26 protein-coding genes are annotated in these 22,150 nt (G+C 53.3%); 14 read left to right on the top strand and 12 right to left on the bottom strand.

The window, feature by feature from the left end; translation table 11 throughout:
- Window positions 1-7 precede the first annotated feature (7 nt).
- Window positions 8-1,828 carry an HMA2 domain-containing protein gene (locus TLL_RS04140; protein ID WP_011056659.1) on the bottom strand — a complete coding sequence of 607 codons (1,821 nt, stop codon included), beginning with the start codon at window positions 1,826-1,828 and terminating at the stop codon, window positions 8-10.
- Between the two features lie 68 nt (window positions 1,829-1,896).
- Between TLL_RS04140 and TLL_RS04135 the strand changes: the two genes are divergently transcribed.
- Both TLL_RS04135 and TLL_RS04130 read left to right on the top strand, forming a co-directional pair.
- On the top strand, window positions 1,897-2,280 hold the full coding sequence (locus TLL_RS04135; protein WP_011056658.1) for a hypothetical protein: 384 nt from the start codon (window positions 1,897-1,899) through the stop codon (window positions 2,278-2,280).
- A 100-nt stretch (window positions 2,281-2,380) separates the two neighbouring features.
- The gene (locus tag TLL_RS04130) at window positions 2,381-2,749 is read left to right on the top strand and encodes a YccF domain-containing protein (protein ID WP_011056657.1); all 369 of its coding nucleotides are present in this window, start codon (window positions 2,381-2,383) and stop codon (window positions 2,747-2,749) included.
- Between the two features lie 59 nt (window positions 2,750-2,808).
- Here the strand turns inward: TLL_RS04130 and psaX are convergent, their stop codons facing one another.
- A complete protein-coding gene (gene psaX, locus TLL_RS04125) occupies window positions 2,809-2,919 on the bottom strand; it encodes a photosystem I protein PsaX (protein WP_081711791.1) in 111 nt (36 codons plus the stop codon).
- Between the two features lie 215 nt (window positions 2,920-3,134).
- On the opposite strand from psaX, the gene trxA reads away from it, so the two are divergent.
- From trxA to TLL_RS04110, 3 genes are read left to right on the top strand one after another with little or no spacing between them, the layout of a single operon-like run.
- On the top strand, window positions 3,135-3,458 hold the full coding sequence (trxA, locus tag TLL_RS04120) for a thioredoxin (RefSeq protein WP_011056655.1): 324 nt from the start codon (window positions 3,135-3,137) through the stop codon (window positions 3,456-3,458).
- Between the two features lie 21 nt (window positions 3,459-3,479).
- The gene (thiS, locus tag TLL_RS04115; RefSeq protein WP_011056654.1) at window positions 3,480-3,701 is read left to right on the top strand and encodes a sulfur carrier protein ThiS; all 222 of its coding nucleotides are present in this window, start codon (window positions 3,480-3,482) and stop codon (window positions 3,699-3,701) included.
- Window positions 3,701-5,449, top strand: coding sequence for an ABC transporter substrate-binding protein (locus TLL_RS04110; protein ID WP_011056653.1), 1,749 nt, complete (start codon window positions 3,701-3,703; stop codon window positions 5,447-5,449). Before thiS ends, TLL_RS04110 begins: the two co-directional genes overlap by 1 nt.
- Here TLL_RS04110 and mazG read toward each other — a convergent pair.
- Window positions 5,446-6,531, bottom strand: coding sequence for a nucleoside triphosphate pyrophosphohydrolase (mazG, locus tag TLL_RS04105; RefSeq protein WP_011056652.1), 1,086 nt, complete (start codon window positions 6,529-6,531; stop codon window positions 5,446-5,448). The genes TLL_RS04110 and mazG overlap by 4 nt on opposite strands.
- Before the next feature lie 212 nt (window positions 6,532-6,743).
- Between mazG and hslO the strand changes: the two genes are divergently transcribed.
- Both hslO and TLL_RS04095 read left to right on the top strand, forming a co-directional pair.
- The gene (gene hslO / locus TLL_RS04100) at window positions 6,744-7,643 is read left to right on the top strand and encodes an Hsp33 family molecular chaperone HslO (RefSeq protein WP_011056651.1); all 900 of its coding nucleotides are present in this window, start codon (window positions 6,744-6,746) and stop codon (window positions 7,641-7,643) included.
- Window positions 7,644-7,667: 24 nt separating this feature from the next.
- Window positions 7,668-9,041 (top strand): glycerol acyltransferase, encoded by a 1,374-nt coding sequence (locus tag TLL_RS04095; RefSeq protein ID WP_011056650.1) that lies wholly within the window; start codon window positions 7,668-7,670, stop codon window positions 9,039-9,041.
- Between the two features lie 19 nt (window positions 9,042-9,060).
- Here TLL_RS04095 and TLL_RS04090 read toward each other — a convergent pair whose 3' ends face one another.
- The 7 genes from TLL_RS04090 to TLL_RS04060 form a co-directional block, all read right to left on the bottom strand.
- On the bottom strand, window positions 9,061-9,690 hold the full coding sequence (locus TLL_RS04090) for a lysophospholipid acyltransferase family protein (protein ID WP_231833823.1): 630 nt from the start codon (window positions 9,688-9,690) through the stop codon (window positions 9,061-9,063).
- Window positions 9,691-9,858: 168 nt separating this feature from the next.
- Window positions 9,859-10,425, bottom strand: coding sequence for a DUF2808 domain-containing protein (locus TLL_RS04085; protein WP_011056648.1), 567 nt, complete (start codon window positions 10,423-10,425; stop codon window positions 9,859-9,861).
- Between the two features lie 150 nt (window positions 10,426-10,575).
- Window positions 10,576-10,857, bottom strand: coding sequence for a hypothetical protein (locus TLL_RS04080; RefSeq protein ID WP_011056647.1), 282 nt, complete (start codon window positions 10,855-10,857; stop codon window positions 10,576-10,578).
- A gap of 62 nt (window positions 10,858-10,919) precedes the next feature.
- Entirely contained in the window at window positions 10,920-11,744 is an 825-nt protein-coding gene (locus TLL_RS04075; protein ID WP_011056646.1) for an HAD family hydrolase, read from the bottom strand.
- A gap of 10 nt (window positions 11,745-11,754) precedes the next feature.
- Window positions 11,755-12,006, bottom strand: a complete 252-nt coding sequence (locus tag TLL_RS04070) for an FxLYD domain-containing protein (RefSeq protein ID WP_164920759.1) — start codon at window positions 12,004-12,006, stop codon at window positions 11,755-11,757.
- Between the two features lie 60 nt (window positions 12,007-12,066).
- Window positions 12,067-12,453 (bottom strand): hypothetical protein, encoded by a 387-nt coding sequence (locus tag TLL_RS04065; protein ID WP_011056644.1) that lies wholly within the window; start codon window positions 12,451-12,453, stop codon window positions 12,067-12,069.
- A 120-nt stretch (window positions 12,454-12,573) separates the two neighbouring features.
- Window positions 12,574-14,025 carry a RecQ family ATP-dependent DNA helicase gene (locus tag TLL_RS04060; protein ID WP_011056643.1) on the bottom strand — a complete coding sequence of 484 codons (1,452 nt, stop codon included), beginning with the start codon at window positions 14,023-14,025 and terminating at the stop codon, window positions 12,574-12,576.
- Window positions 14,026-14,209: 184 nt separating this feature from the next.
- On the opposite strand from TLL_RS04060, the gene TLL_RS04055 reads away from it, so the two are divergent.
- Window positions 14,210-14,683, top strand: a complete 474-nt coding sequence (locus tag TLL_RS04055) for a hypothetical protein (RefSeq protein ID WP_011056642.1) — start codon at window positions 14,210-14,212, stop codon at window positions 14,681-14,683.
- A gap of 388 nt (window positions 14,684-15,071) precedes the next feature.
- Window positions 15,072-15,602 (top strand): NYN domain-containing protein, encoded by a 531-nt coding sequence (locus TLL_RS04050; protein ID WP_011056641.1) that lies wholly within the window; start codon window positions 15,072-15,074, stop codon window positions 15,600-15,602.
- Between the two features lie 55 nt (window positions 15,603-15,657).
- On the opposite strand, the gene petD is transcribed toward TLL_RS04050, so the two are convergent.
- The gene (gene petD, locus TLL_RS04045; protein ID WP_011056640.1) at window positions 15,658-16,143 is read right to left on the bottom strand and encodes a cytochrome b6-f complex subunit IV; all 486 of its coding nucleotides are present in this window, start codon (window positions 16,141-16,143) and stop codon (window positions 15,658-15,660) included.
- A gap of 105 nt (window positions 16,144-16,248) precedes the next feature.
- Window positions 16,249-16,896, bottom strand: a complete 648-nt coding sequence (petB, locus tag TLL_RS04040; protein ID WP_011056639.1) for a cytochrome b6 — start codon at window positions 16,894-16,896, stop codon at window positions 16,249-16,251.
- A gap of 302 nt (window positions 16,897-17,198) precedes the next feature.
- On the opposite strand from petB, the gene TLL_RS04035 reads away from it, so the two are divergent.
- From TLL_RS04035 to dnaK, 5 genes are all read left to right on the top strand, one after another.
- Window positions 17,199-17,540 (top strand): hypothetical protein, encoded by a 342-nt coding sequence (locus tag TLL_RS04035; protein WP_193329016.1) that lies wholly within the window; start codon window positions 17,199-17,201, stop codon window positions 17,538-17,540.
- Between the two features lie 140 nt (window positions 17,541-17,680).
- The gene (locus TLL_RS04030; RefSeq protein ID WP_011056637.1) at window positions 17,681-18,967 is read left to right on the top strand and encodes an ABC transporter substrate-binding protein; all 1,287 of its coding nucleotides are present in this window, start codon (window positions 17,681-17,683) and stop codon (window positions 18,965-18,967) included.
- Window positions 18,968-18,969: 2 nt separating this feature from the next.
- Window positions 18,970-19,461: a YajQ family cyclic di-GMP-binding protein gene (locus TLL_RS04025; RefSeq protein WP_011056636.1), complete on the top strand. Its 492-nt coding sequence runs from the start codon at window positions 18,970-18,972 to the stop codon at window positions 19,459-19,461.
- Window positions 19,462-19,474: 13 nt separating this feature from the next.
- Window positions 19,475-20,014, top strand: coding sequence for a DUF2854 domain-containing protein (locus tag TLL_RS04020; protein ID WP_011056635.1), 540 nt, complete (start codon window positions 19,475-19,477; stop codon window positions 20,012-20,014).
- Window positions 20,015-20,177: 163 nt separating this feature from the next.
- Window positions 20,178-22,133, top strand: a complete 1,956-nt coding sequence (dnaK, locus tag TLL_RS04015; protein WP_011056634.1) for a molecular chaperone DnaK — start codon at window positions 20,178-20,180, stop codon at window positions 22,131-22,133.
- Window positions 22,134-22,150 lie beyond the last annotated feature (17 nt).

Here is a 22,150-nt window from a genome sequence, read left to right as displayed (position 1 = left end):
CTTCCCCCTATGAAGCCACCGCCAGTTGAGGAAATTCTAGGGGTAGGGGTTGCAGGGGGAGAGTCGTTGACACCCTGGGCAATAGGGCGGTACGAAACTGGGTTGAGTTTCCATGCCAAAACTCAGCAATAAAGGCAGTGGCGTTGTTGGTGACAACATTGACCACAGGATGCAAGCCAAAAAACATGCCGCCAAAGGTAACCGCTAAATTTGGCAGAGCAATCAAGGCCACATTTTGATAGGTTCGCTCTAGGGCATCGCGGGCAATGGCAATGCCGCGGCCAAGGGCAGACCAGTCGCCCTCTAAAAGAACAACCCCCTTGGCATTGGGGTCAAAGGTAGGGGGCTGCCAGCGAATCGGTAACCATGTGGGTTCAGGACAGGAGCAGGTTTCACCAAAGCTGATCCAGCCGACCCGCCGCCGCTGACTGACGAGATAGGCCTGAAGATCAGGGAGGCGATCGCGCGTGACCTCTGTGGTACCCCCAAGGGGCCTACCTTGATCTTGAAGCAGATAGATATGAAGGCCGAGCTGTCGCAGTTGTTGAATCAGAATTTGTGCCTGTTGAGGCTGGGGAAGACCTGCGCGCGCATCAATCACCAAGCTCTCCAGTTGTGCCAGTTGCTCTAAAGTACCAGCAGTGGGTAGATACACCCCCTGTTGCACGGCGAATACCTGCGCCGAGAGCATCACCGTCCGCAGGGACAGTTGCACACCACTGCCAAAGTCCAATTGTAGGGGGGCGATTGCCGGTCCATAGACACCGGTTGTCCCTAGCCAGAGGGCACCACTCAGGGCAAGTGTTGGCAGCACCGCATGGCGGGCAAATTCCCCCTGTTGGTGGGCAAGGGCACTGTCATAGACCGGTTCAGTGTGCAGCAGATGCGTTATTAAACCAAGGCGCGTTTGCCAACCGCTGCGGATCACCCACAGTTGCACCTGTCCTGTGAGAATTTGAGAGCCTGCATAAAGGGCATCGCCGGGGCGGCAAACCCACACTTCTCGAGAGGCTTCAAAATGGGCAGGCTCGACTTCTGCCAATCCGGCAACAACGACGCCATCCGCCGGCACCAGATCCCCTGGCCGCAACCACAGCAGATCCGCCGCTTGCAACTCCTGACGTTCAATCGTGAGGGAGTGGCCTTGACGTTCCACCGTCAGGTATTCACAGTGAGCCATCAAGACACTGGGATATCGATGCAACTGTTGTCGTCGCTGGCGATCGCGCACGTCTGCCCGGGCCCCAGCCAAGGTGGTCTTCAATGCAGGCGCTAAGAACTGGCCATTGATGGTATGCAGGACCATCCAGAGGCTATCGAGCAGATCCACATTGGGGGGATGCCCCTGACTGATCTGATGCCCCACCCGCTGGAACCAAGGCCAAGCACTGGCTAAGACCGTAGTCCCGACAACCGCCAAGGGCAATTCCAAGGGCCCACTGAGGAGTGAGAGCCCCAAGGCCACTAAGGGCAGCCCCAAGCGTTCCCAATCGGTTTCAAGGCGAGCATCCGCCTCTACCTGCGCTTGGTAGTCTTCAAGGGCGATCGCATCCGCAGGAGCCGCACTGTCCGGGAAGGGCTGCGGCATGGCCACCATTGCCTGTTCAAAACACTGATTCAAACGTTCATAGACCGCCGCCTCATCGAGCAAATGGGGCTGATACTGGACCACCACTGTCGCCGCCTGCCGATTGAGACGCACCTGCTCAACAATCGCCAAAGATTCCAGCAACTGCACCAATAACTCTCCATAGGCAGGATCCCGTTGCACACGCGGCACTCGAAAGCGTACCCGCCCTGTTGTGGCATGAACAATTTGCTGTTCCATAACAACTTAACAAAACAAAGCCATAATGACTACGCCTTAGAAAGCCACAGTATGTAGAGGATGCCACCATGCTACCCAACTGTGAAGGCCAACGTATTTCGGAAGTGACCTTTCGCACCCACAAAGGCGATCAATGGGTCAATGGGACCACCCCTGATCTGTATCAATGGCAAAACAGTTGTTGTGTTTGCTTTGCCGGGTGTTCTTCAACCCATCTCCCCGACTACAACGAATTGCCACCTCTGTTTCGTGAACTCTGCATTGCCGTCAATGACTACCCCATTGCCTATGGGCTTAATGTTTACACCCGTAACTGGAAGGAGCTGCACTATAGCCTCTCTAAATTACCTCAAAACCTCCAAGAGGCCTGCAATGAAGCAGGTATTGAAATCATGTCACGGAGCTATTTAGCACTGCGGGATGGCAACACCAGCACAATTCCCAACAAGTAGTTAGGAGACGACTCTCGTCCCCCGGATGCCCCATTACGCTACCAAAATAGCAGCAGGTGACTGCTAGAGTGGGCCTAAGCAATGTTTGGAGTAGCGGCTCATGAGTCTTCTTGGCAATATCATTTGGTTGATCTTTGGCGGCTTCCTCACGGGCATTGGCTATATGCTTGGCGGTGTGACGCTGTGCCTAACAATCATTGGCATCCCCTTTGGGATTAAGGCCATTCAATTGGGTTGGAGTGCCCTACTCCCCTTTGGCAAGCAAGTTGTTGAGGCGCCCGATGCCAACAGCACTCTAACGATGATTTTTAATATCCTGTGGCTTTTGGTCGTAGGCTGGGGCATTGCCCTGAATCATCTCTTTTGGGGATTGATCTTGGCGGTGACCATTATTGGCCTGCCCTTTGCGCAGCAGCACTTCAAACTAATGATTTTAGGATTACTGCCCTTTGGCCGCCAGTTGAGATGAGTGTGAATAAGTGAATCATTGGGGGCTAGGGTGCCCCCGCAATCCTTTAGTCTCAAGTCCTACTTGAGGATGCCAAAATAGTAGGCGGCAACCAAGAAGTTAATGGCTAACAGGAGCACAGCCCAGAAGGTACGGAAAGCGTAGGTGGGTTTTGCAGATTTTGTTGCCATAGTTGACATCCTCTTGATAGGAAACGGCAACTTTATTATATGCCGATAGTCTCCTGTATGCGGAGGGGGACGTGATATACTGCAAATCAAACCTAGTTGTGAGCTAGACTACCTAGGGTCCGGAAAATTAAAAAAATAGTCCAAAGCCCAAGGTTAGCCTAAAGGTTGCTAGAGTATATTTTTAAGGTTGCTGATTCGCTATAAGGGTTCTGCCTATGTCCAGTGCATTGTCGGTTACAGATGCCACCTTTGAAGAAGAAGTATTAAATAGCGATATTCCTGTGTTAGTGGATTTCTGGGCACCTTGGTGTGGGCCGTGCCGCATGGTGGCACCCGTTGTTGATGAAATCGCCAATGAGTATCAGGGCAGAGTCAAGGTCGTCAAGGTCAATACTGACGAAAACTCTAAGGTGGCGACTGATTTTGGCATTCGCAGTATCCCGACGCTGATGATTTTTAAGGGCGGCCAAAAGGTGGATATTTTGGTCGGCGCAGTGCCAAAAACCAAAATTGAGGCCACTCTTGCACAGTTCCTGTAGGTCAAATTTACCCCTACAGCCATGGTTCCTGCTGAGCCAGCGATCGTCATTCATGTCAATGGCACTCCTCACACCTTAAAGCGATCGCTCTCGATTCCAGAACTCTGTAACCTGCTCAACATTCACCCCCGCCTGGTTGCCATTGAATACAATGGTGAAATTTTGCACCGGCAGTTTTGGGAAACAACCTATGTCCAGGGGGGCGATCGCTTGGAAATTGTGACGATTGTCGGTGGCGGCTGATGCGCTGGTGGCGATGGCCTCTGATTGCGCTGCTGGTTTATCTGTGCACCCTTGGCCTTGGAAGCTGTGGGGGCCTGGTGATGCCCCGTGGCAATCAGTTGGTGACCGCCGTCACCTCAGACCCGAAAACCTTTAACTATGCTCTGAGCCAAGAATCCCCCAATGTTTTTGGCTATCTCTACACAGGGTTAGTTCAAGAAAATGGCTTCACGGGTGAACTGGAGCCTGCCCTTGCTGAGTCTTGGGAAATGAAGCCTGAGACCCTGGAGATTGTCTTTCAACTCAGGCCAAATCTGAAATGGTCGGATGGCGTGCCCCTCACCAGTAAGGATGTGGTTTTCACCTACAATGAGATCTATTTCAATCCTGAGATTCCCACCAGTAGCCGCGATATTCTCCGCATCGGCCAGAAGGGGTTGCTGCCGGAAGTGACTGCCCAAGGCGATCGCCAAGTAACGTTTAAGCTGCCTGAACCCTTTGCCCCTTTTTTACGCAATACGGGATTACCAATTTTGCCTGCCCACCGGCTGCAGGAAGCAGTACGGGAACGGGATAGCCAAGGGCGGTTGAAGTTCCTGTCCATGTGGGGCACAGACACCGACCCCCGGCAAATTGTCGGCAATGGCCCTTTTGTCATGGATCGCTATGTGAATAGCCAGCGGTTGATTTTTCGGCGCAATCCCTTCTACTGGCGATCGCCCCTGCCCCATCTAGAACGCTTTATTTGGCAAATTGTTGAATCCACTGACACAGCCATGCTGCAATTTCGCTCTGGTAGTCTGGATTTATTGGCCGTCACCCCTGAAATGTTTGCCCTTTTGAAACGAGAGGAAAAGCGTGGCCAGTTCACCATCTACAATAGTGGGCCCAGTCCCAACACCCTCTTTATTTGCTTTAATCTCAATCGCGGTCGCCGCAATGGCAAGCCGCTGGTGGATCCCGTGAAGTCCGACTGGTTTAATGATGTGCGGTTCCGTCAGGCAGTGGCCTATGCCCTCGATCGCCAGCGGATGATTAACAACCTCTACCAAGGCCTAGGAGCGCCCCAACATTCAACGATTCCCGTACACAGTCCCTTTTACTTCTCGCCGGAGCAGGGACTGCCCACCTACAGTTACAATGTGGCCAAAGCCAAGGCATTACTCCAAGAGGCAGGCTTCCGCTACGACGAGCAAGGTCGCCTCTTTGACGCCAAGGGGAACCGCGTCCGCTTTTCACTGATCACGAATGCGGGCAACAAGATCCGTGAGGCGATAGCGACGCAAGTTCAGCAGGACCTAGGGGCGATCGGCATGCAGGTGGATCTGCAATTTTTGGCCTTTGGTACCCTCGTGGATCGTCTCTCCAATTCCCTAGAGTGGGAAGCCCATATCCTCGGCTTTACTGGGGGGGGCAATGAACCCAATAGCGGTGCCAATATCTGGCGTGTGGATGGCCTTTTGCATACATTCAATCAGCAACCGTCACCGAATCAACCACCCATTACGGGTCGAGTCGTCGCTGACTGGGAGCAGCGCATCAGTGACCTGTATGTCCAAGGTGCCCAGGAGCTCAATCTGGAACGACGGCAGCAAATTTATGCGGAAGCCCAACGACTAGCTCAGGAATATCTCCCCTTTATTTACCTCGTGAATCCCCTCTCCCTTACAGCTTTTCGCAATCATGTCATTGGCGCCAAGCCCACGGCGCTGGGGGGCCCCCTGTGGAATCTCGATGAACTGAAGGTGGCAAGGGCCGCAGCGGACTAGGCCTCTTCCTCAGTCTCCATAGGGGTTGCCTCGCTGTCGGTGGCTAACTGTACTTTGGCCTGTTGCCAGAGGGCTTCTAGTTCTTCTAGGGTGTACGTCTCAAGGGGGCGATCGATGACTGCCTCAATACAGGCCAAGCGTTGAATAAAGCGTTGGTAGGTTTGTTGCAGGGCATTAACAGGATCCAGTTGGCACCAGCGGGCAAGGTTAATCACACTGAAGAGCAGGTCTCCTAATTCCGCTGCCTGTTGCTCAGCATTCCCTTGCAGAAGGGCCTCCTGAAACTCCGCCAGTTCCTCGTAAAATTTCTCCCATGCACCACTAATCGTCGGCCAATCGAGGCCAGCGCGACTGGCTCGCTCACCAATTTTCATGCCGGCCATCAGGGGTGGGAGGGTGCGTGCGTAACGTTGCAGCGTTTGACTCAGGGGGAGTTCGGTGCCTTTTTCAGCCGCTTTGATTTGCTCCCATTGGTCGCGCACCTCTTGAGCAGTGGTGAGTGCCACTTCACCAAAGACGTGGGGATGGCGGCGGATGAGTTTATCGGTAATCCTTTGAATGACTTGAGCAAGGGTAAATTGGCCGGCTTCTTGGGCAAGTTGGCTCTGGAGAACAACTTGAAGCAACAGGTCTCCCAATTCTTCGGCGATCGCCCCCGCATCTCCCTCCTGCAGGGCATGTACCACTTCATAGGCTTCCTCAAGGACATAGGGAATGAGACTGGTTGGGGTTTGCTGCAAATCCCAAGGACAGCCACGCTCCGGATGGCGCAGCTCTCGAACCACATCCATCAGGCGTTGAAATTGCGTCAAGGCCTCTGGCAAGGGGGGCGGCACATAGAGCTGTAAAGGACAGTTGGCATCGGTGAGCTCGGCCAATTCCCCAAGGGTCAGGGGGATACTCTGGTATTGCGCATCAATCAGCGTTAAGGGGGTCTCTAGGGGCCAATGGCGGCGCAACTGCTGGGCCAAACGGTGGGCGATCGCCAGCGTCGGAATCTCCGTAATCAAGCCGCCCTGGGGCAATTGAGTCGCTTCTGTCAAAACAGTTGTGGCAGGCAAGACAGTGAGGGGCATGGCCATAGGCGGAATGACTGGACGCTGAATGACTATTGCTTGCCTATCATCGCCAATTTTCTAGCCCCAGTGCTAGGGGTCTTCCCAGTCTTAAGCCCTGGCTGGCTGTACTGGATCGGTCACCAAAGGCAGGATTGATGGTTTTTTGCCCCATTGTGCCCTGGTCAGCGGTGGGAGTATGTCACACTAAATGTAACAAAACATTTCGTAGGTTGAACATGGCCGATTTTCTGTTGCGAGCAACTGCCGCTGCCGAAGGCATCCGGGCCGTAGGTGTGATTACCACTCAACTCACTGATGAAGCCCGCAAACGTCACCAACTGTCCTACGTGGCCACAGCGGCCTTGGGACGAACCATGGCCGCAGGCTTAATCCTTGCCTCCAGTTTCAAACAGCCCCAAGCACGGGTGAATGTGCGCATTCAGGGCAACGGTCCCCTAGGAACCATTTTTGCCGATGCTGGTGCCGATGGCACAGTTCGCGGCTATGTGCAGTACCCCAGTGTTGAACTGCCCCCCAATGCCAAGGGCAAACTCGATGTGGGGGCAGCGGTGGGCCATCAGGGATATCTCTACGTCATCCACGATCTTGGCTACGGCTACCCCTATTCCAGCACGGTGGAGCTAGTCTCCGGCGAAATTGCAGAAGACATCACCTACTACCTCGCCACCTCAGAGCAAACCCCCTCCGCCCTGATGTTGGGTGTTTTTGTCGAAGAGTCCGGGGTGACTGCCGCCGGTGGGTTGATGTTACAGGTGCTACCCAAAGCGGCCAATGATGAACACCTGATCGCGACCCTTGAACAACGGGTGGCCAATCTTAAGGGCTTTACACCACTGCTACAGGCAGGGCGGACACTGCCAGATATCTTTCAGGAACTCTTAGGGGATATGGATTTACAAATCTTGCCCCAACGGCAAATGGTGCGCTTCCACTGTGGCTGTTCCCATGAACGGATGTTAGCGGCACTCAAGCTCCTAGGGGAGGCAGAATTAAGAGATATCCTAGCCACAGAGGCAAAGGCAGAAGCCACCTGTCAGTTTTGTAATGCTGTCTATTGGGCCGATCAACCGATGTTAGAGCAGTTAATTGCGGAGTTGGCCACTGCCTCAGTTTAGCCATTGCCCTGAGGAGCTTGCCTAATGTCCAGTGTAGTGACAACTGCCCAACCGCCGTTGCATTTTCTCCCCCAGCGGTTTAGCTACCCCGTCTGGTGGACAGTAGCAAGACTCCTGCCCCTCTACATTCGCTATGGTCTTGGGCTACAGCGGGTTGAAGGGGTGAATGTGGAGACCCTTGCCCGTTATTACCAGCAGTTTCAGCAGGGACAGGTCCGGCTCCTCATTGCCTTTCGCCATCCCTGTACGGATGATCCGTTGGTGATGGGCTATTTGATGTGGCATTTACTGCCGCAAACAGCACGGCGGCTGGGCATTCCCTTGCGTCCGCCGACAAATGGCTATTTTCTCTACGATCGCGGGATTCCCCTCTGGGCAGGGGCGCAGATTGGTTGGCTCTTTTCACGGTTGGGGGGGATTTCCATCATGCGCGGTAAGCTCGATAGCCAAGCCCTGCGCTCAGCGCGGGAGCTACTTCTCGGAGGACGATTTCCCCTAGCGGCAGCGCCGGAGGGAGCAACGAATGAGCACAACGAACTGGTCGCACCTTTGGAGCCGGGGGTGGCCCAACTGGGATTTTGGTGTCTAGAAGATTTAGCCAAGGCGGGGCGATCGCTCCCCGTGGTCATTCTTCCCATTGGCATTCAGTACAGCCTCAGTCAGCCCTCTTGGGAGCGCATGGCAAGGCTGATGGCACAACTGGAGAACCGCCTTGGGTGCCCTACAGATTCTCACAGTACCCAGCCAGACGACCTCTACCGCCGCCTGCTGAATTTAGCGATCCACCTCTTGGATCGCCTGGAGGCTTTTTATGCCACCTCCTATGGTCAAGATTTTCCCGAACTGCCCCCCTTTGACTCTGCCAATGCTAAATTGGCAGCGCGAATTCAGCGCCTCCTCAACAGCGCCCTTGTGGTGGCAGAGTCCTACTTTGGTCTGAAGCCCAGTGCCGATTTTGTGAGTCGCTGCCGACGCATTGAACAGGCTGCTTGGGAACGGATGTTTCGCAGTGATTTGGCACAACTTTCGGCCGTAGAGCGCTGCCTAGCCGATTGGTTGGCCGAGGAAGCCAATGTGCGATTGCGTCATATGCGTCTTGCGGAGCGATTTACCTCAATTACGGGTAGCTATATCCGTGAGAAATTCACGATTCATCGCTTTGCAGATGTCGCGCTGATTCTCTGGCGCACATTTGATTGGCTAGAGGGAAAAAGCTCGAATCTCAATCGTTTGGTGGGTTTGCGGCAGGTGCGCCTCAGTGTCGGCGACCCTCTCAATTTAGAGAGCTATTGGCCTCTGTACCGGCGCGATCGCCAAGGGGCACGGCAAGCCGTCAAGGAAGTGACTGAGCAGCTTCGCCAACAATTTGAAGCCTTAATTGTGCCTACGGACGCTTAGGGGGATGGAAGTTTGAGGTCTAAGCAAAACACAGGGGCGATCGCCCCCCTTGGAGCTGCTGAAGTCTTCTAAAGAGATCACTGGTCAGTTGTTGGGCAGCACTTTTTGGCCGGCTGGCATCGTAATTGTCGGTACTCAAGGGAGCCCCAATGATTACCTTGACCGCACTTCCCCACTGTGGGTAGGGCTGGGCATAATCGAGTAAAATTGGCAGAATCTGGATTGCTTGTTCACAGCGCTGGGCCGCCTGAAGGGCTAAGCGAGCCAACCCCGGCTTGAGGGGATGAATCTGGCGATCGCGAAAGATATTCCCCTCAGGGAACACCACCAAGGCTTGCCCCTGCCGGAGCAGTTCCACACCCGTACGCAACGCACTCACCGAAGGCGCTTGGGTATTGACGGGAAAACCGCCACACTGAGCAATCACCCAGCCCTGTAGTCCCAACATCTCATCGTGGGACACCATGTAGTAGAGGTCGCGCCCACTCACCCGCCGCCCAGTGACATAGGGAATAATCAGCGCATCCCAGCGGGAACGGTGGGTGGGGGCCAAGATCACTGGACCCCTTTGGGGCACCCGCTCCTGCCCTTGCACCTCAAGGGTACGAAAATAGCGCCGCAGGACAACGTCCCCCACGAGGCGGTACATCAGAGGCGTGAGCAGAGGAGAAATGGAGGGGAATGAAGACCTAACGGAATCTGGCATCTGGTGTAAAGAGTGAACCGGCAATAATAGACAAAAAACTAGTCTAGGGCGATCGCCCCGCAATAGTTAGAAATGGCTAACCCGCTCACCAATGCTCGAGTTTGACGGGTTTTAGTTATTGGCAATGCTGAGAATCCAGGTGCCAACGTAGCGCATGAGGGGAATATCTCCAGGGGAGCCAATGCGGGCATTGAAATAGTACATGCCGCCATTGTTAGGGTTGCGCACATTATTGAGAATAACTTGCACCGGTGTTCCGGCGGGAATCACCTCAGCCGGCACAATATCAATCACGCGGTTATCGCGATCAACGGAGACTTCCGCCAATTGAATTTTGGTGCCGGGGTCACGGCGAAATTGGAAGAAGCGATTGCCGCGATCGCCACCGATGCGCACCTCAATGCCTTTGGGATCAATAATACCGTTGTAGTAGTCGGGATAGGTAATGTTAATGCGATTGATGGCCACTTTCTGCTGACCCAGCCGCAGCCAATAGCGATCGCCCATAAAACCGGGGGTGCCGTTATCTAAGTGGTATTGCAACTGCTGTCGGCCACTCGGCCCCTCACCCCAAGTAAACGTAAAGCCCTGATTGGCTTGGGCACGCACAAGGGCAGGGGTCGCAAGACCAAAACTACACCCCAACAAAATCAGAACCGGCAGGAAACGCTGCACCATAGACAACCCTATTACGACACACCAGAGATACCTGACTTTCAGACGGGGAGGATTTGCTTCACGTTCCCCTACGGATCGGTCTGCTTAGTATCCTAACGGCAAAGAATCAGCATTGCCAAGAAAAACTCAACTTTATTGAGGCATTTTCCCTCAGTTGCTGGTTTGCTGCACTAATTGAGCAAAGAATCCCCCACGACTGATAGTACTGGAGGGGGCATCCTTATCCGCCATTTGCACGGCGACAATTTCTGAGGTGAGCACCGTTAACTTCTTGCCCACTTGGCGATCGCACGTCAGTTCGAGGAAAGTTGGAGTACCACTGGCCATGGCCTGCTGAATTTGCTGATAGACTGCCATCGCTGCTGCACTTTCCTTGCGTTCAATGCTGACGGGCATGGGGACATGACGCAGAATTAAATCAATCGTGTACATTATGTTCCTTGATCCTCAGACTAAGGGGGTCATATTCAATGTAAAACGCTGCGGCCAGAAAATTATCCCTGACTCAACGTGCTTGTCCACTGCTGGTGCAGCGATCGCAATAGGGGGACATCCACATAGGTTGTCCAACCCACCTCACCGCGCAGAACCTGAAAGGGGTAGTCCGGTTCCCCTAAGCAATCCAAGACCAGCGCTGCATCACGAAAATCATGATCCTTGGTGTAGTCGGTAATCGTGATAATGGTCGCTAGGTGACTGGCAGTGGCCGCCTGAATCCCATTGGCGGAATCCTCAAAGGCAAGGCACTCTTGGGGTGAGAGGCGCATCTTTTCAAGCGTGTAGAAGTAAATGTCGGGCGCGGGTTTCTTGGCTGGAACTACATCCCCGGCAGCAATTATCTCAAACCAACTGACGCCATCAGGAGCGAGGGCATTTTCAAGGAGTGCGGTGACATTGGCAGGGGTGGTCGTGGTGGCGATCGCCAAACGTAATCCTGCTTCCCGGGCTTCAGTGAGGAGCCGTTTCACCCCCGGCCGCAGGGGAATAGCCCCTGCCGCCAATAGCTCGGTATAATAGCGGGTCTTGGCCTTGTGTAAATCGGCAATCAGAGCATCCAAATTTTGGGGACGTGGCCAATCGGGACGAAAGCACTCAAGGTAATACCGGATCCGCTCCTTGCCCCCAGCCACCGCCAGGAGTTGACCATAGAGGGGAATGTCCCATTCCCAATCTAGACCAGCGGCGGCAAAGGCCTTGTTGAAGGCGATACGATGGCCATCCCGCTCCGTATCTGCTAAGGTGCCATCGACATCAAAGATCAGGGCTTTAAGGTGTGCCATAGCAAGCGGTGTCGCTCCCTGCTGGGGAAACCTAAACATTAGAAAAACCTTAATTGAATGACTGTAATTTTACCAGCCGTGCTCGCACTGCCTGATGATTGGCTATCAGTTCACGGAATTGCCATGTTTCCTCAGGGCCAAGACCATAAACCTGTACCGCCACTGTCCCAACTTGCTGACCGCCTTGGTCAAAGAGTTCAAAGTCCGCCTGAACTAAGCGAAAATACCCTTTACTGTAGTTTTTAAGAACCCCGACAATAAACCCTGTACCACCCTCAATGTGCCACTTAAAGTCCGTCATCACGACGCCCTTTTGACCAAAGGAACCTTCGATCAACGGCTACAGCCGTTGCTGTTGCTGCTACTGACCAAGGTGATAGCTAAAGATCACCAGTAAACTGACAAAGCCAGCAGCGATCGCCACCACCCACGGGGCAGAAGAAGCATACACAGGGGCAGCTAGGGCTGGGTTGGGGGGACGTAGATCAATGACCTCTTCCCAATCGGGTTTAGGCGAACCCTGTATGCGGCCAATTATTTTAATGCGGTCAATATCATTGAGATGAAACTGTCCCAAGCGCGACTTGAGAAAATCCGCTAGGGCAGAATAATGGGCAACGGTGCCGGGGGGCTTGTTCAAAATAATGTTTAATTGGTTGCGAAACTGATTAACTTGCACAACAAGGGCGTGTTCTGAAAGCACATCTTGAAGTGCTTCGCGAATTTCCTCAACTTGTAGTAGCCCCATGCCTGCAACCCCTACCTTGCGGCAACAGAATGACTGCTGAGAAACTTTTGCCTACCAATGGTAAAGCGACCGTTCTATGTGCCAGTGTACCCAATATTCCAGTGATACAGCGCTGGCAATTTACGGTATTTTGCGGGAGCGGTGCGGCGGCCGACAGCGATCGCAATGGCCACAGTGGAATCCCCTTGCCTCAGTGGCAAAACCAAAGGCTTGGAGGAGAAACTGCCAGCGGCAGCCCCGGTGATAGAGGAACTTTTGCATCAACTGTTCTTGAGGGTCTTTGGGTGGGGGTGGCACCTGTGCCAAGGGTTGACGGCAATAGTGAAAGGGATCTTGCCAGCGGAGGGCCCCCTGTTGATGCAGTAATGCCAGGGTCAATTCCACTTCAGGAAAGTGTTGCCGCAGTTGCTGCAGATTACCCTGGAGGGGCAGCTGCGTCTGAAGTGCCATGGCGCGATTGTAGGTGTCTTGACTTTGGTGCTGAAAAAAAGACCAACGCTGTTGATCTTCGCGATCCAAGCCCCAGCGATCGCTCACCAAAACCAGGGCCTGTGCCGCTTCGCCATCTCGCCCAGCGCGTCCCACCTCTTGGAGATATTCACTGAGTTGCAGGGGCGGCTGGTAGTGGCAAATCCAACGCACATCGGGTTTATTGACTCCCATACCAAAGGCATTGGTACAGACCACAAAAGGCAGTTTGTCCTGCAACCAATCACGCTCAATTTGGCGCCGCTGTGCTGCCGGTAGTCCGCCATGGTAAGGGCTGGTGCGGTGTCCCTGCTCCTGCAGCCAAGTGGCAATGGTTTCACAGTCGTGGCGGGTGCGGGCATAGATCAATCCGCAGGTTCTCCCCTGCTGCTTGAGAAATTGCTGGAGACAATGGCGGCGATACCCGCGACTCCACACAGAACGTACAGCCAAATGGAGATTGGCACGGTAGGGACTGTGGATGATCTGCACCGGCTGCTCTAGACCTAAAACCTCAATGAGGGTGCGTTGGGCATGGGGATCGGCAGTGGCGGTAAAAGCAGCGATCGCCAGTGGTGACTGCTGAGGTTTACATTGGCGAAGGGCAGGGCGCACCGTTCCCAAGCGACGATAAGCCGGTCGAAAGCGATCGCCCCACTGCACAAGGCAATGGGCTTCATCCACAATCAAGCCATTGAGTTGCACCTGCGCTGAACAGAGGGATTGCCAAAGAGGGTTAGAAAATAAGGACTCCGGCGAAACATACAGCAAACGGTAGTCCCTTAGCTGCGAGAGAATTTGGCGGCGTTGACTGCTGGGCAGTTCACTGTGATAGGCGGCGGCCGCAAGCCCCCGTTGCCGCAATTCGGTGATCTGATTTTCCATGAGGGCGAGCAGCGGCGAGACCACCAGCGTCAATCCCCCTTGAAGCACGGCTGGCAACTGAAAACAGAGACTTTTGCCCGCTCCTGTGGGCAGCACCACTAGGGCGTCCCGTCGTTGCAGGAGTGCCCTCATCACCTCTGCTTGGGGCGATCGCAACTCAGAATAGCCCCAGTATTGCTGTAGGGCAGCCTGTATCGGCTTTAAATCCGCGTCTGGCATTGCACTGGCCTAACCCCTGAGATTATTTTTAGGAATTGTCAGCGCTGCAAAAAGCGGCACAGTCCTCTAGAGGCAGCAGGAGAAGTCAATTTAGAATAATTTTAAGCAAGAAATCCTAGGATACCTAACACCCTTTAGGCCTATCACTGTTGCCGAAGTGTAAAACGCTTATGGAGATAAACCTATGGGCATAAAATTTGTGCCGCTGGTCTGTGTGGCCATGTTGGCAGCGGTGGTCGCTCCGGCAACTGCCCAAAACCGCCGCCAACCCATTGATCCGCAACAATTTCCGGTCACTCAGCCCACCTTGCCCCAAGCCTTGGAACGCATTGATGACAGCCAAAGGTACTGGGAGGATGAATCGATCGCTGGCGATGCCGCTTTTGCGTTTGGTGCTCCTAGCTATCGCGATAACGATATCACCAAGCGGGCCCGGCGAATCAACTATCTTTCTGAGGACGCATGGTATCAGCAAAGCAATCAACCTCCTGTCCGCACCCGTGATCTCGATAGCCCCTTCTGTACTTCGATGTATGGTACGCCCTTTCCCTGTAATTTGAGGGTGGAGTCGCCGCTACCACCCTCGCAACCCCCCTTCTTTGCCCCGCCACCGCGCCCCGCAGCTATGCCCGCTCCACCCGTACGTGCCCTGTATTGAAAATTGGTGGGAAAACGTTAACGATTGGGGGCATTGCCCCCTTTTTCGGCTTTTCAGGGGCGATCGCCAAGGAAAAAGTGTGGCATCTCCTATGGAGTTCCATTAAAATAGATTCCAGTGATTAAAAAAGCATTAAAAATATTTTCTCTTTCTTAAAAGTGTTCCCACTAAACCATTGGCTAACTTTTATTTTTCTGATTACTAGCAATCCTAGAACTTATCCTCTCTTTCGGTTTACCCTGTTATCTGCTGAGGGGCGAGCTCCTTCTCTTTTGAATCCTGTTAAGCTCCCTCCTCAGAGAATCTATAAAACCCATCGCCTATTCAAGCTTCTATCAACTGTTCTCCTATTACACATCCATCACTGATCCATAGGTTCTCCCTAATTATGCTTCCTGCTCAAGAACGGCTCTCAATTTTTATCGATGGAAATAACATGTTCTATGCCCAGCAGAAAAACGGCTGGTTTTTCGATCCCCGTCGTGTCCTTGAATTCTTCACCCGTGATCCCAAGATTGTACTGGTGAATGCCTTTTGGTACACCGGCCTTAAGGATATGCAGGATCAGCGTTCGTTTCGCGATGCGCTCATTAACCTTGGCTACACCGTGCGCACAAAACTGTTGAAAGAGTACTACGATGAAAGCCTTGGCAAGTACTACCAAAAAGCCAATTTAGACATTGAAATTGTGATTGATATGTTCAACACCGTTGGTCAGTACGATCGCGTGGTTCTCTTTAGCGGCGATGGTGATTTTGAGCGAGCAATCGAGTTACTGCGTTCCAAAAACACCCATATTACAGTGGTTTCCACCGAAGGAATGATTGCCCGTGAACTGCGCAATGCCACCGATCGCTACATTGATCTCAATGAAATTCGCCCCTTTATTGAAAAAATTGACCTGCAACATTCAAACTAAACAGCGCACCCGGCGATCGCCAGATGCGCAGGCCATAGAGTCGTTTCTAAGATGGTTAGAATAGGCCAAGGGTGAGCGACTTATCCAAGGGGAAAGCAGCACCAATACCCAGCCACAGGGTGACCAGTGTGCCAAAGAGGAAGACCGTCATGGCCACAGGACGACGAAAGGGATTCTGGAACTTATTGACACTTTCGATGAAAGGAATCAGCATCAAGCCCAAGGGAATCGAGGCATTCATGAGCACACCCAGCAGCTTGTTGGGTACCACCCGGAAAATCTGGAAGGTGGGATAGAGGTACCACTCTGGCAAAATTTCCAAGGGGGTGGCAAAGGGATCTGCTGGTTCGCCCACCATGGCAGGATCCATCACCGCCAGACCGATAACAAGGGCGATCGTGCCCATAATCACCACAGGGAAGATGTAAAGCAGGTCATTGGGCCAAGCAGGTTCGCCATAGTAGTTGTGGCCCATGCCTTTTTTCAGTTTTGCCCGCAGAGCCGGATTCGTTAAATCAGGCTTTTTCAAAACTTTTGCCATAAATCAATCGTTCTCCTAGAGGGTCAGCAAGGGGGAGATTACTTGGAGCATAACAAGAGGAACCGCCGAAAATGGCAGGCTCTGTTACATTTCTTGATGCTTGGCTTACAGGGGACCCGAAATGCCCTGCTTACGAATCATCAGGAAGTGCATCAGCATAAAGACGGCGATTGACCAAGGGAGCACAAAGGTGTGCAAGCTATAGAAGCGAGTGAGGGTCGCTTGACCGACACTTTCACCACCACGCATCAGTTCCACCAGTTGGTCACCGACCACGGGAATCGCCGCAGGGATACCGGAAACGATTTTGACCGCCCAATAGCCCACTTGGTCCCAAGGCAGGGAGTAGCCCGTGACACCAAAGCTGACGGTAATCACCGCCAAAACCACACCCGTCACCCAAGTGAGTTCGCGGGGTTTCTTGAAGCCACCGGTAAGATAGACACGGAAAACGTGCAGAATCATCATCAAGACCATCATGCTGGCGGACCACTTGTGAATGGAGCGGATCAACCAGCCAAAGTTGACCTCATTCATGATGTACTGCACAGAAGCAAAGGCTTCAGCCACCGTAGGTTTGTAGTAAAACGTCATGGCAAAGCCGGTGGCAAATTGGATCAGAAAACAGGTGAGGGTAATGCCACCAAGACAGTAAAAAATGTTTACGTGGGGCGGCACATATTTGCTGGTGATATCGTCAGCGATCGCCTGAATTTCGAGGCGTTCCTCAAACCAGTCGTAAACTTTGTTCATAAGAGTGATTAGTCCTGCGAAACCGCTGCTTTACTTTGAAAAATGTAACATAAGCCCCCTCAGACTTTCCACATTCAGTTACAGCCCTTTTCCCAGGGGTAGCACACCCTGAAAACTGTGAAAACCTAGAGGCTGGCTTTCCCCTGATGTGTCCCACTTTATAAAAGTAAGGAATGCCCAGGCTCTTTCAGGTTGATTGGTGCCACCTACCGTCCGATAATAAAGTCTCAACAGCTTCAGGACGTCTTGGAGCTGTATCCTCTACTACCTGCAGCGATAACGACCGCTTGGGAGGCTTTGAAATGAATCTGTTGAAGAAACTGTTTGGGGCTCTCTTTGGCCTATTTGGGGCGATCGCTAAGCTCTTTGGCTTGGGCAAAAAGGGCGAATTTTACATTGAATTAGATGAGAGCAAGGCTGCCCCTGCTGCACCGCCAACCACCACTAAAGCAGCAGAAGCGGCCCCAACCGCTGAAGCTGCGCCTGCTCCTCAACCCGCTCAACCCGTTGCCGCAGCTCCAGTAGAACCCACACCGACCCCTGTTACTCCCAGTGTGCCCTACACCCGTTTTGCCCGTCGTCGTCCGGGAGCCAATATGGCTGCCTTCTTGAATATGGCGCGGCAAGTGCGTCCCTCTACCTAAGCGCACTCATCCACAGAGCATTGGCTGCCAAGGGGCTGTTGATGTGAAAATGCCCTTTTTTGCCTAGGGTATCCTCTTTGCGCATTGCAAGATTTCCCCAGTTGCAGTAGGATTCTGGCAAATTGTGAGGGTGCACAGCTATGGGTCAACAGCCGTCAAGCGGATGGGCAGCCGCCAAGATTTTTGCAGGGCTGCTCCTCCTCTTTACCATTGGTGCCTGCGGGGCGGACACGACTACCACCGCCCCAACGGGAAAAGGGCTGCGCATTGGCTCATTATTGCCCTCAACCGGTGACTTAGCCTCCGTGGGCACCCCCATTGCTGAGGTCGTGCCCCTGTTGGTGGAAACAGTGAATGCCTGTGGTGGGGTGAACGGCGAGCCGGTCACGCTCATTGCCGCCGATGATCAATCGAATCCCGCCTCTGGTGCTGAAGCGATGACCAAATTGGTCGAGATTGACCGCGTTGCAGGGGTGGTTGGCTCCTTTGGCAGCAGTGTCTCCAATGCCGCAGCCGATATTGCCACCCGCGGTCAGGTGATGTTGATTTCCCCCGGCAGTACCAGTACCCTCCTTACGGAACGGGCCAAGAAAGGGGACTTTAAGGGATATTGGGCACGCACCGCTCCCCCTGATAACTACCAAGCCCAAGCCCTTGCCCAACTGGCCCAACAGCAAGGCTATCAAAGGGTTGCTACAGTTGTCATCAACAACGACTACGGCCGCAGCTTTGAGCAGGAATTTACCCGTGCCTTCAAAGCCCTAGGGGGAACAGTGATCAATGAAGACCGTCCGACCCGTTATGATGAGCGAGCGACTACCTTCACGACAGAGGCCGCTGCTGCCTTTGGCGGCAAACCTGATGCTGTGGTGGCCATTCTGTATCCGGAAACGGGCAGCTTACTCCTGAAATCCGCTTTTGAGCAAGGTCTAACTCAAAATGTGGCGATTCTCCTCACCGACGGTGTGAAGTCTGAAAGTTTCCCAGAGCAAGTGGGACGCACCCCCGACGGCAAATACATCATTGCTGGTGCTAAGGGCACTGTACCCGGCGCCGATGGTGCAGCCCTGGCTGAACTCCAAAAACTCTGGAGAGCGAAAAAAGGTGGTGATCTCCCTGCCTTTGGTGCTCAGGCTTGGGATGCCGCCGCGCTCCTTGTATTGGCTGCACAGGCCTCCGGACAAAATACTGGTGAAGGAATTCGCAACAAATTGCGCGATGTGGCCAATCCACCGGGGGAAGCAGTGGATGATGTATGCGCCGCGCTGGCTTTACTGCGGCAAGGCAAAGAAATTAACTACCAAGGCGCCAGTGGCAATGTGGATATTGATGAAAATGGGGATGTTGTGGGGGTCTATGACATTTGGCAGGTCACCGATGACGGTAAATTAAAGGTAATTGGTCAAGTGAGTCCCCAAAAACCCTAGGCATGGCAAGCACGTTTTCCTTTGATATTGTGAGCGATTTTGACTGGCAAGAGCTGGTCAATGCGGTGGATCAGACTGGGCGAGAGATCAAAGCCCGCTATGACCTTAAGGATACCCAGACTGCCCTTGAACTGACAAAAGAGGGACTGACGATTCACACCGATAGTGAGTTTACACTCAATTCAGTGCAAACAATTCTGCAGCAGAAGGCAGCGAAGCGGCAGTTGTCTCTGAAAATTTTTGACTATGGGCCTGTGGAGGCAGCGGGGGGCCAGCGGGTTAAACAGTTGATTAAATTGCGCCGCGGTATCCCTTCAGAGCTAGCCAAGGAAATTAGCAAGCTCATCCGCAATGAATTTAAGAAGGTGCAGGCCTCGATCCAAGGGGATGTGGTGCGGGTCAGTGCCAAGTCAAAGGATGACCTACAAGCGGTGATCCAACGCCTGAAAACGCAAGATTATCCCGTCCCATTACAATTTACCAATTACCGCTAGTGGTTGAAGGGGCATGTTGGGGTCTGTATCGTTGGGAACGTTGGGGCTAACTGTCGGTGTACTGCTGACGGTGGTGGGGGTGGTGGCCTATGCTGCGGGGAATGCCACCTTGAATCTGGCTGGTTTTTTCTATGGTGTGCCCCTATTGTTGGCAGGATTGGCCTTAAAGGCGGCAGAACTCAAGCCAGTGCCCTATCGTGAAGTCCCAACGCCGGAGGCGATCGCTGGCCGTAGCCAAGCAACACCGACCCAAACTCAAATCCGTCAGGATGTTACTCGCTATCGTTATGGTCAAGAAGCACATCTCGATAGCACCTTGGCTAGTTTAGGCCTGAGTCCTTCGGCTGCCGAGCGTCCTGTCCTGGTGGCGATCGCCGAGAGGCTCACCGATGGTGCCTATACATTAATTTTGGAATTTGACTCGCCGGCGGTTCCCCTTGAGGTGTGGCAATCGAAGCAAGCGAAGATGCAGACCTTCTTTGGCCCCAATATTCGGGTCACCATTACCGATGAGGGCCATGGCCGTGTGGCAGTGGCGCTGATTCGCGAGTAAGGCTCTGGTCAATCCTGTTCCAGTTGACTAAGATTACTGGTAAACAGTTTTGCCCTGAATTCAGGTGTTACGATAGCATCAGCATTGCGGCATCCTAAAAGAGTCAGACTTTTTGCAAGAAGTCTTCTCCTGAAACGCATTTTGGGAAACAGCGATTACGGGTATGGGTAAAATCATTGGCATCGACCTGGGAACCACAAATAGTTGTGTGGCAGTCTTAGAGGGGGGGAATCCTGTCGTGATTCCCAATGCAGAGGGCGGGCGCACCACCCCTAGTATTGTTGCCTTTGGCAAGTCGGGCGAACGGCTGGTGGGTCAACTGGCTAAGCGGCAAGCCATCACCAATGCCGAAAACACCATTTTTAGTATCAAGCGGTTTATTGGTCGTCGCTGGGAGGAAACGGCTCAAGAGCGTGCCCGTGTTCCTTATGCCTGTGTGCCGGGTCGCGATGGCATGGTGGATGTGCAGATTCGCGATCGCACCTACACCCCCCAAGAAATTTCCGCCATGGTCCTGCAAAAGCTGAAGCAGGATGCAGAAGCCTATCTAGGGGAACCCGTGACCCAAGCCGTAATTACTGTACCAGCCTACTTTAGTGATGCGCAGCGACAGGCGACCAAAGATGCGGGGGCGATCGCCGGCCTTGAGGTGCTGCGGATTATCAACGAACCCACCGCCGCCTCCTTGGCCTATGGCATTGACAAACAGGATCAAGATCAGACCATTTTAGTTTTTGACTTGGGCGGGGGCACTTTTGATGTCTCGATTCTGCAACTCGGGGATGGGGTCTTTGAGGTGCGCTCCACAGCCGGCAACAATCACCTAGGGGGCGACAACTTTGACGAATGTATTGTTGATTGGCTCTTGGCCTGCTTCAAGGAGCAGGAGGGCATCGATCTGTCCAAGGACAAAATGGCACTGCAACGCCTCCGCGAAGCTGCCGAAAAAGCGAAAGTGGAGTTATCGGGCACCCTGAGCACTTCCATTAACCTGCCCTTCATTACCGCGGATGAAACGGGGCCTAAGCACCTTGAAATGGAACTGACCCGCAGTAAATTTGAGGAACTCTGCGCCCACTTGGTGCAGGCAACCCTTGAACCCATGCAGCAGGCGATCGCCGATGCGGGTTTGACGGTTGAGGAGATTGACCGCGTGTTACTCGTCGGTGGTTCTACCCGTATTCCCGCTATTCAGGAGCTTGTGAAGCAATTCTGTGGCAAAAATCCCGATCGCTCTGTTAATCCCGATGAAGCGGTTGCCATCGGTGCAGCCATTCAAGGGGGAATTCTTGGCAAAGAAACGACCGTTAAAGACCTCCTGCTGCTGGATGTCACACCCCTCTCTTTGGGGTTGGAAACCCTAGGCGGTGTCTTTACAAAAATTATCGAACGCAACACTACCTTGCCCACGAGCAAAACTCAAACCTTTTCCACCGCTAGCGATGGCCAAACGGTGGTTGAAATTGCCGTCTATCAAGGGGAGCGCCCCATTGCCAAGGACAATAAACAACTGGCCTGCTTTGAACTTACGGGGATTGCCCCCGCCCCTCGGGGGGTGCCGCAAATTGATGTGACGTTTGATATTGATGCCAACGGCATCTTGAGTGTGTCTGCCGTCGATCGCGCCACGGGCCGCCAACAAAGTGTGCGCATCACCAATCGCGGTGGCCTCAGTAGCATGGAGATCGAGCGCATGCGCCAAGAGGCACAAATTTATGCCCAAGTAGACCAAATCAAGAAAGAGATTGCCGAACTGCGCAACCAAGCTGATGCCCTGCTCTACAGCTATGAGTCAACGATTAAAAATCATGGCATTACCTTGAGCCCGGAGCTGCGGGCACGCATTGAGCCAGTGGTTCAGAGTATGCAGGCAGCAATGGTGGATGATAACATTACCCCCGATGAAATTCGCAAGCGCATGGAAGCCCTGCAGCAGGCCTTGGTGACCTTGGGGAGCGTGGTCTATCAACAGACGGCAGGTGGTTCAATGATGACCTCCACCCCGACAATGGGGAGGGCGACGATGAGTTCCCAAGCGACTCAAGTTTTAGATAGCGAGGCCACAATAATCAGCGATAATGAAGAAACAGTTGTTTCAGATTATGAAGCGGTTGATTAATTTAGGTAACGGTGGCT

The organism is Thermosynechococcus vestitus BP-1 (assembly GCF_000011345.1).
GTDB classification, from domain to species: domain Bacteria; phylum Cyanobacteriota; class Cyanobacteriia; order Thermosynechococcales; family Thermosynechococcaceae; genus Thermosynechococcus; species Thermosynechococcus vestitus.
Note: the sequence above shows the minus strand (reverse complement) of the source record. Positions and strands in the feature narration are given on the sequence as shown.

Coding starts and splice junctions, on each gene's coding strand:
- TLL_RS04140 (WP_011056659.1), bottom strand. CDS start 1,828: ATGGAACAGCAAATTGTTCATGCCACAACAGGGCGGGTACGCTTTCGA.
- TLL_RS04135 (WP_011056658.1), top strand. CDS start 1,897: ATGCTACCCAACTGTGAAGGCCAACGTATTTCGGAAGTGACCTTTCGC.
- TLL_RS04130 (WP_011056657.1), top strand. CDS start 2,381: ATGAGTCTTCTTGGCAATATCATTTGGTTGATCTTTGGCGGCTTCCTC.
- psaX (WP_081711791.1), bottom strand. CDS start 2,919: ATGGCAACAAAATCTGCAAAACCCACCTACGCTTTCCGTACCTTCTGG.
- trxA (WP_011056655.1), top strand. CDS start 3,135: ATGTCCAGTGCATTGTCGGTTACAGATGCCACCTTTGAAGAAGAAGTA.
- thiS (WP_011056654.1), top strand. CDS start 3,480: ATGGTTCCTGCTGAGCCAGCGATCGTCATTCATGTCAATGGCACTCCT.
- TLL_RS04110 (WP_011056653.1), top strand. CDS start 3,701: ATGCGCTGGTGGCGATGGCCTCTGATTGCGCTGCTGGTTTATCTGTGC.
- mazG (WP_011056652.1), bottom strand. CDS start 6,531: ATGGCCATGCCCCTCACTGTCTTGCCTGCCACAACTGTTTTGACAGAA.
- hslO (WP_011056651.1), top strand. CDS start 6,744: ATGGCCGATTTTCTGTTGCGAGCAACTGCCGCTGCCGAAGGCATCCGG.
- TLL_RS04095 (WP_011056650.1), top strand. CDS start 7,668: ATGTCCAGTGTAGTGACAACTGCCCAACCGCCGTTGCATTTTCTCCCC.
- TLL_RS04090 (WP_231833823.1), bottom strand. CDS start 9,690: ATGTACCGCCTCGTGGGGGACGTTGTCCTGCGGCGCTATTTTCGTACC.
- TLL_RS04085 (WP_011056648.1), bottom strand. CDS start 10,425: ATGGTGCAGCGTTTCCTGCCGGTTCTGATTTTGTTGGGGTGTAGTTTT.
- TLL_RS04080 (WP_011056647.1), bottom strand. CDS start 10,857: ATGTACACGATTGATTTAATTCTGCGTCATGTCCCCATGCCCGTCAGC.
- TLL_RS04075 (WP_011056646.1), bottom strand. CDS start 11,744: ATGTTTAGGTTTCCCCAGCAGGGAGCGACACCGCTTGCTATGGCACAC.
- TLL_RS04070 (WP_164920759.1), bottom strand. CDS start 12,006: ATGACGGACTTTAAGTGGCACATTGAGGGTGGTACAGGGTTTATTGTC.
- TLL_RS04065 (WP_011056644.1), bottom strand. CDS start 12,453: ATGGGGCTACTACAAGTTGAGGAAATTCGCGAAGCACTTCAAGATGTG.
- TLL_RS04060 (WP_011056643.1), bottom strand. CDS start 14,025: ATGCCAGACGCGGATTTAAAGCCGATACAGGCTGCCCTACAGCAATAC.
- TLL_RS04055 (WP_011056642.1), top strand. CDS start 14,210: ATGGGCATAAAATTTGTGCCGCTGGTCTGTGTGGCCATGTTGGCAGCG.
- TLL_RS04050 (WP_011056641.1), top strand. CDS start 15,072: ATGCTTCCTGCTCAAGAACGGCTCTCAATTTTTATCGATGGAAATAAC.
- petD (WP_011056640.1), bottom strand. CDS start 16,143: ATGGCAAAAGTTTTGAAAAAGCCTGATTTAACGAATCCGGCTCTGCGG.
- petB (WP_011056639.1), bottom strand. CDS start 16,896: ATGAACAAAGTTTACGACTGGTTTGAGGAACGCCTCGAAATTCAGGCG.
- TLL_RS04035 (WP_193329016.1), top strand. CDS start 17,199: ATGAATCTGTTGAAGAAACTGTTTGGGGCTCTCTTTGGCCTATTTGGG.
- TLL_RS04030 (WP_011056637.1), top strand. CDS start 17,681: ATGGGTCAACAGCCGTCAAGCGGATGGGCAGCCGCCAAGATTTTTGCA.
- TLL_RS04025 (WP_011056636.1), top strand. CDS start 18,970: ATGGCAAGCACGTTTTCCTTTGATATTGTGAGCGATTTTGACTGGCAA.
- TLL_RS04020 (WP_011056635.1), top strand. CDS start 19,475: ATGTTGGGGTCTGTATCGTTGGGAACGTTGGGGCTAACTGTCGGTGTA.
- dnaK (WP_011056634.1), top strand. CDS start 20,178: ATGGGTAAAATCATTGGCATCGACCTGGGAACCACAAATAGTTGTGTG.